The following is a 15,288-nucleotide window of genomic DNA, read 5'->3' as shown; positions in this document are numbered from 1 at the left end:
AACAAGGCAAATAAATCCAAGCTCAGTCTGCCTTAACACCATTTTTCACTGGCGTTGTTTCAGCAACTTCGGGTATCGATTCTTCCCAGTTTGTTGGTTCGGTGTTGTGCAGGTAGGCTAATATTTTTTGTTCCACCTGCTTTAATTTGAGCGCCTTCAGGAATTTACCATTACGGGCAAGTATTAGTCGGCCGGTCTCTTCCGATATGGCCAGCACCAGTGTGTCGGTACTTTCCGACATGCCCACAGCGGCCCGATGCCGCATCCCGAAATGGGCAGGCAAATGATCATTTTCACTTACGGGCAATACACATCGGGCGGCCTTAATGCGCCCTTTATGTACAATGATGGCGCCATCATGCAACGGACTGGATTTATTGAAAATGGAAAGGATCAATGCTTTCGTGATTTCGGAGTCCAGCGGATCACCGGTTTCGGCATAGAATTTTAAGGCAGTGTCGCGTGAAAAAACGATGAGCGCACCAGTCTTGGTGCCCTTTAGTGTTTTGCAGGCTTCTATGATTTGGTGTACATCGGTTTCATCGTTGTTATCGCCCCTCCAATTGGTTAAGGTTTTCAAAAAATTATCACGAAACTCTGTACCTCTTCCAATCACCAGTAAAAATTTCCTGATCTCCGGCTGAAAGAGAATGATCATAGCCAAAACACCCACGCCCATAAATTGGCCAAGTATGGTGGCGAGCAATTCCATTTGTGCTGCACGCACAATCAGGTAAATAAGATAGAGTGCAAGTATGCCCAGGAATATATTTACTGCTATACTTCCACGAATAAGTTTATACACCTGGTACAATAAAATACTTACCAGGCCAATATCCACCAGGTCAACCCACGTAACATCCAAAAAGCCAATTTTAAAAAGTAAGATCATTGGTGTAAAGGTACTAAACTCTTCCGTCAGCGTGGGTGAGGTGTGTAAAAAGTTTGATGGTCTCAACAGCTTCCTTCACATCATGCACACGAAGGATTGACGCGCCCTTCATTAAAGCAACCATATTTAACGCAGTTGTTCCGTTAAGGGCTTGTTCAGGTGATGTTTGTAGTGTTTTCCAGATCATGGATTTACGGGAGATGCCAATCAGCAGAGGCTTTCCCAATGCCTTAAGCAACTCCAGGTTATTCATTAACTGAAAGTTTTGGTCAATAGTTTTAGCAAATCCAAACCCTGGATCAACGAGAATATCTTTTATACCTGACCTTTGCAGGTCAGCGATTTTTTGATGGAAGTAAACAATAATTTCATGCACAAGGTTGGAGTATTGCGTAAAACTGCCCATGGTTTGTGGCGTACCCTTCATGTGCATGCAGCAATAAGATACCTGTAGTTTTGCCACAGTATTGAACATTTCTGCATCAAGTTCCCCACCGGAAATATCATTGATCATATCCGCCCCTTCATCAACGGCCATGCGGGCAATGGTTGATCGAAAGGTATCCACAGAAAGAATAATTTCAGGGAATTTTCTCTTAATGGCTTTTATGCTGTTTACTACACGATTGCCCTCTTCATGTTCTGAAATATTTTCGGCACCGGGGCGCGATGAATAACCGCCCACATCAATAATGGAAGCTCCTTCAACCATCATCTGATCAACTTTGGCCAACACCTCGGCCTCATGCATTTGCCGACTGCCGGCATAAAAACTATCCGGTGTAATGTTAATCACCCCCATCACTAACGGAGTGTTTAGGCTAATCAACCGCCCGGCTATGTTCAGTGTTTTGTTTGTTGAAAATGCTGTATTTTGCCCCGCTGAAATCATGATACACGAAAAAACTGCCACCGAATATAAGCAGGTGATAGCCACTTGCAAAGGCTTGTTCCTGAAGAAGACAAAAGACTATGGAACAGCCTGGCGCATCCTTCGGTTGCCGGCCATTACCGACCAGATTTTTATTAAGGCAAAACGGATACGCAGCATCCAAGAAAAAGGCTCGCAACGGGTAAACGATCCGGTGGCCGATGAATTTATCGGTATTATCAACTATTGTATAATTGCGTTGTTGCAATTGCAATTGCAGGAGTCAGCCAAAACGGAACTTACTGTTCAGGAAGTTGAACCGCTCTATGATGCGGCCGTCAGCGAAACGTTTAACCTTCAACAGGATAAAAACCACGATTATGGCGAAGCCTGGCGCGATATGCGCGTAGCGTCCATGACAGATATTATTCTTATGAAATTGTTACGGGTGAAACAAATTGAAGACAATGCAGGTAAAACCATCGTAAGCGAAGGGGTTAAAGCCAATTATCAGGATATGATCAACTATGCTGTTTTTTGTTTAATCAAATTAAAAGAGAATAACGGAGCGATATGAGAAAGTATATTGATGGGTTCTCACGTTTTTTTGTTGGAGGGTTGTTCATTTTTTCCGGATTGATCAAACTCAACGATCCGGTAGGTACCGAAATAAAACTTGAAGAATACTTTGAAGTTTTTGCTACTGATTTTGGTTCGTTTTTCCAGGTATTCATACCGTATGCGCTACACATTGGTTTGGTGTTGGTTGTACTGGAAATTGTTTTGGGTGTTGCCGTGCTTATCAATTATCGCATGCAGTTAACTACCACGGTATTGTTGCTGCTTATCATTTTCTTCACCTTCCTTACCGGTTACTCCGCCATCTTGAATAAAGTTACCGATTGTGGGTGTTTTGGTGATGCCATTAAACTAACACCGTGGCAATCGTTTTATAAGGATCTAATCCTGATCGTGTTTATCCTGCATTTGTTTTGGTATCGAAAATCCTATGAACCGGTTTTGCGTACCCGCGAAGGGCACGCTGTTATCCTTGGTGTAACGGCAATTAGTTTTTTACTGGGCATTTATGCCATCCGGCATTTACCGTTTATTGATTTCAGGGCGTATAAGATTGGAAACAACATTCCTGAACAAATGAAGTTACCCCCCAATGCCAAACGCGACAGTGTGGTGATGACATTTATTTACGAACATGCTGGTACACGAAAAGAGTTAACTATGGATCAACTTGGCCAGGTTGATTCAACGTATACCTTTGTTGATCGAATCGATAAAGTAGTGCGTGAAGGCGACCGGCCCAAAATTATTGATTACCGTGTAGAGAGCACTGACGGTGAAAATTTTACACAACAAACTTTTGAGGGAGCAAAACTGTTGATTGTTACCTATAATGTGAAGGATGCTTCAGTTAAAAATGCTTCAACAATTTCGAAGCTCATTAACGAATTGGAAGGAAAAGTTGAGGCAATTATTCTCACGTCATCTTCTGCAGTGGATGTTGAGGCATTCCGGCATGAGCACCAGTGGGCAGCACCGTATTTCTTTGCCGATGCCACCGTGTTGAAAACGATTGTCCGTTCAAACCCCGGACTTACGTTATGGGTAAATGGTACGGTGAAGGGGATGTGGCATCATAACGATACGCCAACAGCCAGTGAGGTTTTGGAGTTAATAAAATAAGTATTTGAAAATTTTTCTAGTAGGTTTACCCGGTTCTGGCAAAAGTACCTTCGGAAAGCAATTGGCCGAAGCACTTCAATTGCCTTTTATTGATCTGGATAAAGAAATTGAACAAGCCTGCGGTATGCCTGTCGCTGAAATTTTTGCTTCCAAGGGAGAGCCATGGTTTCGTGAACAAGAATCAGTTACGTTGCGGACTATTGTTGGGAAGGATCATTCATTTGTAATGGCAACAGGTGGCGGCACACCATGCTTTCATGGAAGTATGGAGCTAATGAACCAGGCGGGAACGACTATTTTCCTGGATATACCTCTAAACATCATTGAACAACGGATTTCAGAAGTTGAAAAGTCGGCAAGACCGTTGTTTAAAAGCGAAAGGAGTGTTTCTGAAAAGCTGCAACAGCTTTATGAGCATCGATTACCTTTTTACCAGCAAGCGGTAATCCATGTAAACGAACCCCCTTTGCTGAATAAGGTATTGGCTGAATTACTATCTAAAAAGTAAACCCAACGGACATTATTACCGAAGTAAGCTGGTTTTTAAGGTTAACGATTGGCCCTGTATTATCTTGGAAAACATAAGGGCTATATTCACTGCGCCCTGTTGAACGAAGCCAAGCCATGTCGATAAAAAATTTCTGCAGGCGCACGCCCAGTCCGGCACTAATGGTTTTGATGCTGCGGTCAACATCAATGGAGGCAGCATAAGGATTTGCCATTACGTTGTACCCGGTGCGAAAGCGCAGGATGTTATAGCGAAACTCGGCCCCAATGCGATAGTTAATAGTGTTTGAAAAGAGTGCTTTAATTGCCTCGTTCTCAGGATTAAATGAAATGCCACTGATGTCTGAGTTGTATTTGGCTTTTCGGTAATTCACAAACTCAACATCTCCCGTAATAAATCCATACGACCCCAGAAAGAATGCCGTACCCAAGCTGAACTTTAGCGGGGTTACCAGATTGTATTCCGAGATTATTGGTGCATTGGATTCATAACTTAAAACATTCAGGATATCGCCTGTACCAAGGTAGTTAAAATTGTTCCATCGGGTACTAAGGCGCGCAACGTATGAATCGGTAATCTGGTAATAGGTTGGGGTAACAAGGGAAGCCCCTACCTGGATAAAATCCGTTGGCCTGTAAATAACTCCCAGTGTTAAGTTAACACCCGTTCCTTCAATGTCTATTGTTTCCTCTAACTGCAGGTTATCTAAAGGATTATAATCGGGATCCAGGTCAAAAATAAAATTTGATTCCTGGTAGGTGGATGAAAACTTATAGCGCATGGAAGTAACCCCAATGTTGGCCCCAAAAAATACTTTGTCCTGAAAATTTCCACCATAAGCAAAGGACCACTGGTATTGTGCCCCCTTTGTTGATATGCTGCCATTTCTTCTTAACCTGCGAATGTCATCCGGATCATCGTAGAGCCCCAGGGCCGAGAAATAAAAGCGTTGTGGCCCACCCCAAAACGTAGAGTCATCAATAAGAAAATTGTCGTAAGCCAGGCCCGTAGGAAAGTCAAAATTCAAATCATTGTTTAAAGTACCGTTGGCATCTTGTATAAACCAATCTACTATGGAGGATACATTGTCATTTCCGCGATAGCGCAACGATGTGTTGAGATCGTTCGTGCGGGTCATGCTGATGGCGAATGAGCCTCCTAAAAATCCGCCCCGGTCTTCGCGTGGTGAATTGAATACATAACTTAATCCGGGTATGTTCAGTTTACTGTTTGTCTCTGCTTCTTTTTCTCCGTTATGGGAAGCGTCCGTTGAAAAATAATTTAGTCCAGGGCTAAAGGTAAATTCCGACCGGTTGTACATACCCAATCCGGCAGGATTAGATAGTCCGGAACTGAAGTCGCCCCCTAACGCTATTTGCGCACCGCCCATGGCCTGCACACGGGCACTTCCTCCGGGTTTCGTACGACTAAACAATAACGCGTTATCAACAAACCCCTGTGCGAAAACCTGTGTTGAAAAAGACAACACAAGTCCTGCGAGTTGTAGAGAAACCCTGAAATTCATACCCGTAGGATGTTAAAGATTAGTTACCGCCCCGCCTGCTACCTCCGGAAGGAGCACTTCCACCCGAACTGCCACTGCTGCGACTTGGGGAAGAAAAGCCACTGCTACCGGAAGAACCGCTGGATCGGGTTGGTGACGAGAAAGTGGATGATCGGCTTTCGCGCATAAACCCTGAGTTTGAATTACCGCTTTGAATGGTGCGGTTTGAACTATTGTCCCATGTCCTTGATCCACTACTTGTGTTGTTATTGCCTAAGTCAGTTGACCTGCGAGACGGACGAACATAGTATTCATCGGCTGTTGCCCGGCTGCGCCCGCTTGAGTTATCGTTAACCAGATTATTTGATCGTGCTGGTCGGCCATCACTTACTGAGCCTACACCTGCTGAACTGGATGACGGGCGCTTTCCATAATTGGCGCGATAGCCATCATTAATAACTATTACTGTAGGGCGGTTCCAACTGTTCCAACCCCACCAGGAGTTGTAATAGGGATTACCCCAGCGATAACCCATACCCCAGTTCCAACCATTACCCCAAGTGGGTCCCCAAGTGTTGCCCCAGCCCCAGCTATAGCCGGCAGTCATGCTCCATCCATTGCCCCAGCGATTGCCCATCCATGGATTCATCCACGGATCGTTCCAACCCCATGGGTCATTCCAACCCCATGGATTGTTCCAGCTATTGTAATACGAAGGACCAAACCAACCCGGGGCATACCAATTATTAAAGTTGTTCCATTGGTTATTGTTACGACCACTGTAATAGCCGGAGTTATAATTGAAATTGTTTGCAGAAGCTGGCGTGTATCCATCTACAAAGTAATTCTGTTCATTCTCGCTTACTTGCTCAGCATACGATCGCGAAATATACTCTGGGTTAACATTGCGTGCAGAATAACTGTCCGTAGGATTGCTATACTCATCGAGCATAGTAGTTTCGTTGAAATTCTTCTTTTTGAAGGTTTCATAACTATTGCTGCTGGCGTATACTTCTCGCACATTCGTTTCCCTGGATGTTTTTAACTTTTCCCGGTCTTTGGAACGGAAATACATGTCATCAACTTCCTGCGCAAATGTATTCACACTCACCACGGTCACTAATCCGATTATCCATTTCGTTTTCATAAGCATGGTATTTAATTCCGTTACCTGTTTTTATCTAAACGTAAAAAATGCCTATTTGTGTTCAGTAAAGATATGAAAATATGCCGTTTTATCTTTAAAAATGCCGGTTTATCCGTTCTTTCGCGACTGCTCGACTGTATATTTGCCGCAGTTTTAAAATAACAAGAATTATACCAACATGGGCAAAGAAATTCCCTCCCGAAATGATGATTATTCGTTGTGGTACAATGAGTTAGTAAAGAAGGCCGACCTTGCAGAGCATTCGGATGTACGTGGGTGTATGGTTATCAAGCCCTATGGGTACAGCATTTGGGAGAAGATGCAACAAGCACTCGATAGAATGTTCAAAGACACCGGGCATGTAAATGCCTATTTTCCGCTGTTTGTCCCTAAAAGTATGTTTGAAGCGGAGGAGCAAAATGCGGAAGGTTTTGCCAAGGAATGTGCCATTGTTACGCATTATCGCCTCAAAAATGATCCTGAAAAAAAAGGAAAACTAATTGTTGATGCTGACGCAAAGCTGGAGGAAGAGTTGGTAGTAAGGCCAACCAGCGAAGCCATTATCTGGAGCACCTATAAAAAGTGGATTCAGTCTTATCGTGATTTGCCGTTGCTTATTAACCAGTGGGCCAATGTTGTTCGTTGGGAAATGCGCACACGTTTATTCCTGCGCACAGCTGAGTTTCTTTGGCAAGAGGGCCATACGGCCCATGCCACTGCTGATGAAGCTGTGAATGAAACCAAACAAATGTTGGATGTGTATGCAACCTTTGCCGAGCAATACATGGCCATGCCGGTGATAAAAGGAAAAAAGTCGGAAGGCGAAAAATTTCCCGGAGCAATAGATACGTATTGTATTGAGGGCATGATGCAGGATGGAAAGGCATTACAAGCCGGGACATCACATTTTCTGGGTCAAAATTTTGCCAAGGCATTTAACGTGCAGTATGCCGGTAAAGATGGAAAGCTTGAATATGTGTGGGGGACTTCATGGGGCGTGAGTACGCGATTGATGGGTGCTTTGATTATGGCCCATTCAGATGATGATGGTTTGGTATTGCCCCCGAAGCTTGCACCCATCCACATAGTAATTGTTCCGATTTTCAGAAATGAAGAAGAATTGAAAAAAATTACTGAGAAAGTTGACCCTATTATCAGTGTACTTCGTCAACAAGGTTTATCGGTAAAATTTGATACGCGTGATACCCACAAACCAGGATTCAAATTTGCCGAATGGGAGTTAAAAGGTGTGCCCGTGCGGCTGGCTATTGGCCCGCGCGATCTTGAAAACGGAACTGTTGAAGTGGCCAGGCGCGATACCAAAGAAAAACAAGTGATGAAACTGGATGCGGTTGGCCAACAGGTACCTGCTCTGCTTAACGCCATCCAGGAAAATATTTACAACCGGGCGCTGACCTTCAGGAATTCCATGATCACGCCTGTTGATTCTTTCGATGAATTCAAAAAGGTACTTGATGAGAAGGGCGGTTTTGTGTCAGCTCATTGGGATGGAACACCTGAAACCGAGGCCGTTATCAAGGAGCAGACGAAGGCCACCATTCGTTGTATTCCGCTGGATGCCGTAGAGGAAAGCGGCTCCTGCGTTTATTCAGGCAAGCCTTCGGGCAGGCGTGTGCTGTTTGCACGTGCCTATTAGCGTTTTGTTCAAAAATATAAAACAGGCTTGACGAAGTCGTGAGGCTTCTTTTTGTACTTTTGGTTCCTGTTGAAATTTCCCTATGCTCATGTGGTTAGCGATAGCAGCATTGATCCTTGCCGGTATTATCCTGATTGTGGTTGAGGTAATTTTTATACCGGGAACAACTATAGTTGGCTTGCTGGGGCTTGCTTTTACGATAACCGGCCTGGTATTCGGGTATAGCCAATTTGGTAGTGAAACCGGCACGTGGATTTTGCTGGGCACTTTGGTTGCCATGATTGTATTGCTCTACGTAAGTTTTAGAAAGGGTGCCTGGAAAAAGTTTTCACTTAAAACCAGCATCGATAGCAAGGTAAACGAAGGTATGCTTGACGCGTTGGCAGTAGGCACAGAAGGAATTGCTGCCTCCGCTTTGCGGCCCATGGGAACGGCCGAATTCGCTGGAAAAATGATTGAAGTTAAAACCAATGGCGACTATCTTGCCGCAGGTACCCGTGTAAAAATTATACAGCTACAAACCAACGATATTATTGTTGAACCCACTAATTAAACCCTGAATCAATATGGAACTGGAAGGTGCAATGCTTCTTTTTATGGTCTTCGCAGGAATTGTCCTGTTTTTCATTTTTCTCTACTTCGTACCCATTAACCTGTGGATTACCGCAATATTCAGTGGTGTACGGGTAGGGTTGTTCGAGCTGGTGTTTATGCGCATCCGAAAAGTTCCGCCCAGCGTTATTGTTAACTCACTCATTACCGCAACCAAGGCAGGTTTACAGTTGACCGTTCGCGACCTGGAAACACACTACCTGGCAGGCGGTAATGTACCTAATGTAATCCGTGCGCTTATATCGGCTGATAAAGCCAACATAAAAGTAGACTTTAAACAGGCTACGGCCATCGACCTGGCTGGTCGTGATGTGTTTCAGGCAGTACAAATTTCGGTAAACCCCAAAGTTATCACTACACCAAAAGTTGCCGCTGTGGCGTCTGATGGTATTCAATTGATTGCCATTGCTCGCGTTACCGTTAGGGCAAACATACAACAGTTGGTTGGTGGTGCCGGAGAAGATACCATCCTGGCCCGTGTTGGTGAAGGTATTGTATCCTCAATCGGTTCGGCTTCATCGCACAAAGAAGTACTGGAAAACCCGGATAAGATTTCAAAGCTGGTATTGTCGCGCGGATTGGATGCCGGTACAGCCTTCCAGATTCTCTCTATCGATATTGCCGATGTGGATGTTGGTGCCAACATTGGTGCTAAACTCCAAATCGATCAGGCATCGGCTGATTTGAAAGTTGCTGAAGCAAAAGCAGAAGAACGCAGGGCCATGGCGGTTGCCGAAGAGCAGGAGATGAAAGCCAAAGCACAAGAAGCACGGGCAAAAGTAATTTTAGCGGAAGCGGAAATTCCAAAGGCCATTGCCGAATCGTTTGTGAAAGGGAACCTGGGCGTAATGGATTATTATCGTATGCAAAACATCCAGGCCGATACGGGCATGCGTCAATCTATATCCGATTCAGGTAAAGGATCCGGCCCGAGCACTGCCCCCAAGAAAGATTAATTGTAAGTTGATCAATTAAAAAGAAAATGCCGGGCACTGTTCCGGCATTTTTGTTTCTAGTAGTAATTTGTTTTGAGTAAGCAACTCCTTCAAAATTTCAATTCCCGGAATTCGCTTTTCCTTAACCCAAAATAAACGTTTCGCTCCGGCTCAAAAAGAAGTAAATCGTAATGAAGCGGAATGGTGCTTATGCCTTGCAGGGTTACTAAACCGTACTGGTTATTTTGTTTTACAATAACATACCCATTGCCAAGATCGTCAATAGAATCGTACTTGGGTTGAAGCAACATATTACCATGTGCATCGCTCAGGCCAACCCCAGTATCGGAAGAAATTTTTATGCGACCGTTTTCCTGAACCGTTACCTGGTTGTACCTTATTTCCAGAGCCAGTTTTCCATCGCTTTGTAAAAGACCGTACTTATTGTTTTGCTTCACTAATGCATATCCGTTGTTAAAGGAGTTCACTTCATCAAAAACCGGTTGAATAGCGATTTTGTCCTCTTTATTTATGTACCCCCATTTACCCCTGATTTTGGCACCGGCCAGTCCTTCCTGAAAGGGTAGAATATCCTCATACCGGTTGGCAATGCGGAGCCGGCCCAGGTCATCGATAAAACCATATTTTCCATTCTTTTTAATACCACGCAAGCCTTCACTGGATGGAAAAATTTCTTCGTTATGCTCGTGATGCGGCAATTCACGATGGATGATCTGCCCGTTTAAATTGATGGTCCACCTTCCCCCGGTGGATATGGTTTCAATCAGGGTATTGCCGTCCAGTTCAAACGGGTTACTGGTAAAATAAATGGTTGTTCCATCAATTGATTTTAGAAACGTTAGGTTTTCGGTGAATTCGAAATAACGATCGTGGTTTAAAAGTTTTAACCGGTTGGGCTGCGGGGTAATTTTCCACTCTTCCTTTAGGTTAATAATGCCATAGGCTCCACGAAATTTGACTACTGCTAAATCTTCGTAAACGCTCAGTACACTATCATAGGTGCAAGCCATGATTTCTTTACCATATCGATCTACGCCACCATAGAAGTTATTTTTCCTCACCGGGTAAAATGACCCATTAAAGGCATCTATTTGATCGTAAGATTTATGCGTTAGCGGCTTTCCGTCAAGGGAATATAACGTTGAAAATTCTTTGCCCAGGTTTTGGCTTCTGGTGATAATATAATCAGGGCCAAGCAACACCTGCTGAAACGCGGCCGGTAATAAAACCGATCCGTCTTCCTTCAATACCCCCTTCAGATTTTTGTTGGAGAATATCGCCAGGCCTTGGTGAAAGGTTTGGATTTTTGAAACTACTTCTACACCAACCGTATTGAAGTCAACATCTAACAGCCGGGTTCCTGCGGTTGTTATTTGTTTAACCCGGCTTTTGCCGATTGGCAGTAAGGAGTCGGCCTCAATTTTTTTTATCAAGGTGCTGCTGGCGCTAAGAATGTGCCATTCGTTCGACAGGCGTGCCGATGCAATACCTCCGTTAAGTTTAATTTCACGGAAGGTTGGCTCCTGGATGACCATGCCTTCGCGGTTCATTAATCCCTGCTTTCCATTTTTATAGATAACCGCAAGGTCGTTCTGAAGCGGTGAAAGACTATCGATGTCGAAAGGGGTTAGTTGTTTTCCGTTTTCTGAAAACAAAGCTGTTTTCTGTTGAAAGTTTTGAACGCCAAAACGCAAACTGCCCAACGGGTAAATGTTTTGGTAAACCTGAGGGATCAACAGCTTGTGATTAAGGTCAATGAGCCCGTACTTCAATACGCCACCATCCAAGGTATATACAACGGCACGCGAATTATGTATCCTCATGCCGGCATATTGAAAGGGGATAATGATTTTACCCAAGGCATTGATACATCCTGTACTGATGCGTAACGATAAGGACGATTGCCTACTGGCAATAAATAAATTTGGTGGAGCGGGAATTAAAGAATTGTAAACCGGTTTGGTAACCTGCTGGTTGGCAATGCTGATTAATCCCCACTGATCGTTTAGTTTATAACCGGTAACGTTTTCCACTACAGAAAACTGGCCATTACTCCAGCCCAAGGCATCGTATTGGGCCGGTACGAGTACGGTACCTTGCCCATTTTTAAGCCCAACCTTTCCGTTTTCGGTAAATGTATAATAGTAGTCGGAAAAAGCCTGCTGAACTGTACCTATCAGCAGCAACGACAAAACAATCAATTTCATAAAGCGTCAAAGATACAGGTCGCGCTGCAATGAACAAGTGTTATGGGTTAGCGCTTCAGGTAAGCTTAAGTTGTTCGCGGTAGCGTCTCAAATCATCGGGGGTGTCCAGGTCAATTTCACCCCCCGGCAGATCAATGGCCACAAGGTTTGTTTGATGGTTTAGTATGATATTTTTTGCGCCCTGATTGTTGGGTAGGTTTAGTAACTCTTGAAACAGGAAATTATCAAAAACAGCAGGGACCCCAACTGTGGATGCGTAGCGCGAAGCCACAATGGAGCTGTGTGTTTGTGTGTAAGTGTTCATCAGGGTATTCAGATGATCGGTAGTTACACGGGGTTGATCGCACACTAAGACTACAATAGCGCGGGTTTGCGGAAATTTTTCCAGGCAGGCGATGAGTCCGGTTTTTAATGAACTACCCATACCTTCTTTCCACTGATGATTCATTACAACCTCAACGGCTAAATGGTTAATGGCCTCGATGTTCTTTTCTCCATCACTGCCTACTACAACCAAAACCTGATCGGCTCTGGAATTTTTAGCGATACGTACGGCATGTTCGAGAAGCGAATAGCCATTAAGTTGTATTAATTGTTTGGGCTGACCCATGCGCGAAGAGGAACCCGCGGCCAGAACAATAATGGTAATTGCGTTGTGCTGCATTGGAATCATGCTGAATGATTATCCGTTTGTTTGCTGTGCACTTTCCGAATGGGTGAGCAAAACCTGTTTAAAAATCTGATCTGTTTTTTTGTCGCGATGATGGATGGGACCAGACCGGTATTTCAGGAATCCCCCTGAGCGGTTGGCAAATTTACTTTGAATCTCGGCTAAAATGGACAGTGCAATTTCATCCGGTGTTTCAGCGCCAATGTCTAAACCAATAGGGGAGTGAATGCGATGAAACTGTTCGTTGGTTAATTCAAAGCCTTCATGTTTAAACTCTTCCAGCATTTTATCGAAGCGCTTACGCGGACCGAGAATACCTATATAGGGTGTTTCAGTAACGATTACTTTTTTTAAAACGTCACGGTCGTATTCGTAATTATGCGACATTAATACACAGGCTGTATAAGGTGTTATCACAAAATTGCGATCGATAAATTCGCGCTGGCAAAGGGACAACTTATCTGCAGTCGGGAAAAAAACAGGTGCAATGTGGGCCACGCATTCATCGGTAACTTGAACATCCCAACCCAGCGCCTTTGCCATGGTGCTTACCGGCCGGGCATCGAACCCCCCGCCAAAAATGATGAGGTTAATGCTGGGCTGGATCAGTTCAATAAATACTTCGTAGTCGCCAAAGAATTTTGTTTCGCTCCTGTGGTTTTCAAACACGCTTTTTAAATCTTTAGCAACAAAATCATTGAGTTGATTGGAAGAGAATTTTGCAAGCACATTTTTACTGTTGTCCAGTACAAATTTTTCACCTGCAAATTCGTTGGCAATACATGTGGCAAAAGCTACCGGCTCATTCAGTGCAATAATGGTTTCAAAGAGTTCTACTGTATTTTTGTTTTCATTTGAAACAGGCTCAATCAAAACATCGATTACCCCATTACAGCCCAATCCAATGCCCAGGTTTTGATTACTTTCTTCGCGGGTATCGTAGGTAACCGTCATCGGTTGATTATCCGTCATCACTTGCCGGGCTTTGCGCAGCGCGTCACCCTCCAGGCACCCTCCGCTTATGGAGCCTACCCATTTTCCATCATCGGTGATGAGCATGCGCGCCCCGGGGCTTCGGTAGGATGAGCCCCTTACTTTTACCACGGTAGCCAATGCTGCCTTCCGTTGGGAAAAATCAACTTTTCGGAATGCTTCCACTATGGTTTTTAGTTCTTTCATGGTTTCTGTTAAGTGAAAATACAATGGAATCAAACAATATCCTATGATGATTGCATCCCTAAACGTGGTTTAGATTTCTTTTACTGGTTCCCGCAGATTTCGCTGATACCCGCAGATTATTCTTATGTAAATTTCAGGGAGTTTATTTCTGAAGTGTGCTCAATAAATTCCTGCAGCGTTCTTTCCGTTGTTCATCATCCGGTTCGGCCAAGGGCAGTTTTAGTGCACGTTGCAATACTTTAATTGCCTTTTCTTTTTCTCCTAAATCGGCATACGCTGAGGCCTGGCCAAACAAATACAAAATGCTGTTCGGGTTAATGGATAAAGCTTTGTTGAAGTATTCAAGCGAGGTTTTCTTTGAGATGTCTTCCGGCAAACCTCCAAACAATAATTTACAGGCCAGTAATTCCAGCCAGTTAAGGCGCGATAATTCCAGTTGCCATTTGCCCAACACAAAATAGGCTTCCCCGTAAAGCGAATCGAGCTCAATTATTTTTTTTGCTTCTCCATGAATGAGCTTTGCATCCAACACTTTTTCACGCGGGTTTCTTGAAATCTCCGAAAGCAAGCCCAGCGAAATAATGTGTGCCAGGCGGGCATCCGGGTCAGCAGGGTTTAATTCAATGCTTTTCTCGGCATACCTGCGCGCTTTTTCCAGGTAGTTTCGTTTCTCATCCAGTTGAGTCATGGGTAAACGGCCGCCCATATTTGATAGCATACGGCTGGCATGGGTATACGCTTTGGTATGCGTAGGATTTTCCTTTATAACGCTTTCATATTTCTCAAAAGCCTGTTCAGTTTTGAAAGCTTTTTCCAAGGCCAAACCTTCTTCAAAGGTGTTGGCATATTGTGTATAAGCCAGTGTTGGAAAGAGAAACGCAAGACACAAAAAGTATTTTCGATAATCAATCTTTTTCACCGGGGTGCACATGCGTTCAAAATTTTATCTGCTTCTTTAACGTCAACAAGCCCGCGCTGGTATTCCCAAGCATTGTAAATGTAGGTGGCGAGCTGGGCGATTTCCAAATTGGTAAGGTTGGGAACACCGGGCATTGCCTGATTATAGTGCACGCCATTTACAATCAATTCGCCTTCCATTCCATACCGCATCAGGCAAAGTACCTGATCAAAGTTCTTCTCTATAAAGTCTGATTTGTTCAATGGGGGATAAACCCTGCCTAACCCGTTTCCATTGATTTGGTGGCAATTACTGCAATGTTTTACATAAAGTTGTTCCCCTTGCCGGAAGTAGTTCGTGAATTTGTTTGAAGCATTACGGTCAGGCTGACCGCAACCTTGGATTATTAAAACAGCAAGTAATGACAGGATAATGTAAGTCAAAGCCTTAGAAGCCATCTTAACAACACGTTTGGTTTGCCAAGCT

The 15,288-nt window shown here is 44.0% G+C and carries 15 protein-coding genes; 6 read left to right on the top strand and 9 right to left on the bottom strand.

Going from position 1 to position 15,288, the window contains the following annotated elements:
- Positions 1-22: 22 nt before the first annotated feature.
- Both cdaA and folP read right to left on the bottom strand, forming a co-directional pair.
- Positions 23-892, bottom strand: coding sequence for a diadenylate cyclase CdaA (cdaA, locus tag KIT51_16515; protein ID UYN86446.1), 870 nt, complete (start codon positions 890-892; stop codon positions 23-25).
- A gap of 13 nt (positions 893-905) precedes the next feature.
- Positions 906-1,784: a dihydropteroate synthase gene (gene folP / locus KIT51_16510; protein ID UYN86445.1), complete on the bottom strand. Its 879-nt coding sequence runs from the start codon at positions 1,782-1,784 to the stop codon at positions 906-908.
- 1 nt (position 1,785) lies between these two features.
- Between folP and KIT51_16505 the strand changes: the two genes are divergently transcribed.
- From KIT51_16505 to KIT51_16495, 3 genes are read left to right on the top strand one after another with little or no spacing between them, the layout of a single operon-like run.
- Positions 1,786-2,340 carry a DUF1599 domain-containing protein gene (locus KIT51_16505; GenBank protein UYN88614.1) on the top strand — a complete coding sequence of 185 codons (555 nt, stop codon included), beginning with the start codon at positions 1,786-1,788 and terminating at the stop codon, positions 2,338-2,340.
- Positions 2,337-3,464 carry a DoxX family protein gene (locus tag KIT51_16500; GenBank protein ID UYN86444.1) on the top strand — a complete coding sequence of 376 codons (1,128 nt, stop codon included), beginning with the start codon at positions 2,337-2,339 and terminating at the stop codon, positions 3,462-3,464. Before KIT51_16505 ends, KIT51_16500 begins: the two co-directional genes overlap by 4 nt.
- A 4-nt stretch (positions 3,465-3,468) precedes the next feature.
- Positions 3,469-3,972 carry a shikimate kinase gene (locus KIT51_16495; GenBank protein ID UYN86443.1) on the top strand — a complete coding sequence of 168 codons (504 nt, stop codon included), beginning with the start codon at positions 3,469-3,471 and terminating at the stop codon, positions 3,970-3,972.
- Here the strand turns inward: KIT51_16495 and KIT51_16490 are convergent.
- The gene (locus KIT51_16490; protein UYN86442.1) at positions 3,962-5,497 is read right to left on the bottom strand and encodes a hypothetical protein; all 1,536 of its coding nucleotides are present in this window, start codon (positions 5,495-5,497) and stop codon (positions 3,962-3,964) included. The two genes, KIT51_16495 and KIT51_16490, sit on opposite strands and share 11 nt — an antisense overlap.
- Positions 5,498-5,516: 19 nt before the next feature.
- Entirely contained in the window at positions 5,517-6,623 is a 1,107-nt protein-coding gene (locus KIT51_16485) for a hypothetical protein (protein ID UYN86441.1), read from the bottom strand.
- 178 nt (positions 6,624-6,801) lie between these two features.
- On the opposite strand from KIT51_16485, the gene proS reads away from it, so the two are divergent.
- The 3 genes from proS to floA all read left to right on the top strand — a co-directional run bounded on the left by proS (position 6,802) and on the right by floA (position 9,848).
- Positions 6,802-8,280, top strand: coding sequence for a proline--tRNA ligase (gene proS / locus KIT51_16480; GenBank protein UYN86440.1), 1,479 nt, complete (start codon positions 6,802-6,804; stop codon positions 8,278-8,280).
- 82 nt (positions 8,281-8,362) lie between these two features.
- Positions 8,363-8,833 carry a hypothetical protein gene (locus KIT51_16475; protein UYN86439.1) on the top strand — a complete coding sequence of 157 codons (471 nt, stop codon included), beginning with the start codon at positions 8,363-8,365 and terminating at the stop codon, positions 8,831-8,833.
- Positions 8,834-8,846: 13 nt separating this feature from the next.
- Positions 8,847-9,848 (top strand): flotillin-like protein FloA, encoded by a 1,002-nt coding sequence (gene floA, locus KIT51_16470; protein UYN86438.1) that lies wholly within the window; start codon positions 8,847-8,849, stop codon positions 9,846-9,848.
- A gap of 89 nt (positions 9,849-9,937) precedes the next feature.
- On the opposite strand, the gene KIT51_16465 is transcribed toward floA, so the two are convergent.
- The 5 genes from KIT51_16465 to KIT51_16445 form a co-directional block, all read right to left on the bottom strand.
- Positions 9,938-12,055, bottom strand: coding sequence for a WG repeat-containing protein (locus KIT51_16465; GenBank protein ID UYN86437.1), 2,118 nt, complete (start codon positions 12,053-12,055; stop codon positions 9,938-9,940).
- 55 nt (positions 12,056-12,110) lie between these two features.
- Positions 12,111-12,728 (bottom strand): nucleotidyltransferase family protein, encoded by a 618-nt coding sequence (locus KIT51_16460; GenBank protein ID UYN86436.1) that lies wholly within the window; start codon positions 12,726-12,728, stop codon positions 12,111-12,113.
- A 9-nt stretch (positions 12,729-12,737) separates the two neighbouring features.
- A complete protein-coding gene (locus KIT51_16455) occupies positions 12,738-13,904 on the bottom strand; it encodes an XdhC family protein (protein ID UYN86435.1) in 1,167 nt (388 codons plus the stop codon).
- 142 nt (positions 13,905-14,046) lie between these two features.
- Positions 14,047-14,835 carry a tetratricopeptide repeat protein gene (locus KIT51_16450; protein ID UYN86434.1) on the bottom strand — a complete coding sequence of 263 codons (789 nt, stop codon included), beginning with the start codon at positions 14,833-14,835 and terminating at the stop codon, positions 14,047-14,049.
- A complete protein-coding gene (locus KIT51_16445; protein UYN86433.1) occupies positions 14,820-15,260 on the bottom strand; it encodes a cytochrome c in 441 nt (146 codons plus the stop codon). Before KIT51_16445 ends, KIT51_16450 begins: the two co-directional genes overlap by 16 nt.
- Between the last annotated feature and the right edge of the window lie 28 nt (positions 15,261-15,288).

This window comes from Cyclobacteriaceae bacterium, assembly GCA_025808415.1.
GTDB lineage: Bacteria > Bacteroidota > Bacteroidia > Cytophagales > Cyclobacteriaceae > UBA2336.
This window is presented reverse-complemented; position numbering and strand designations above follow the sequence as displayed.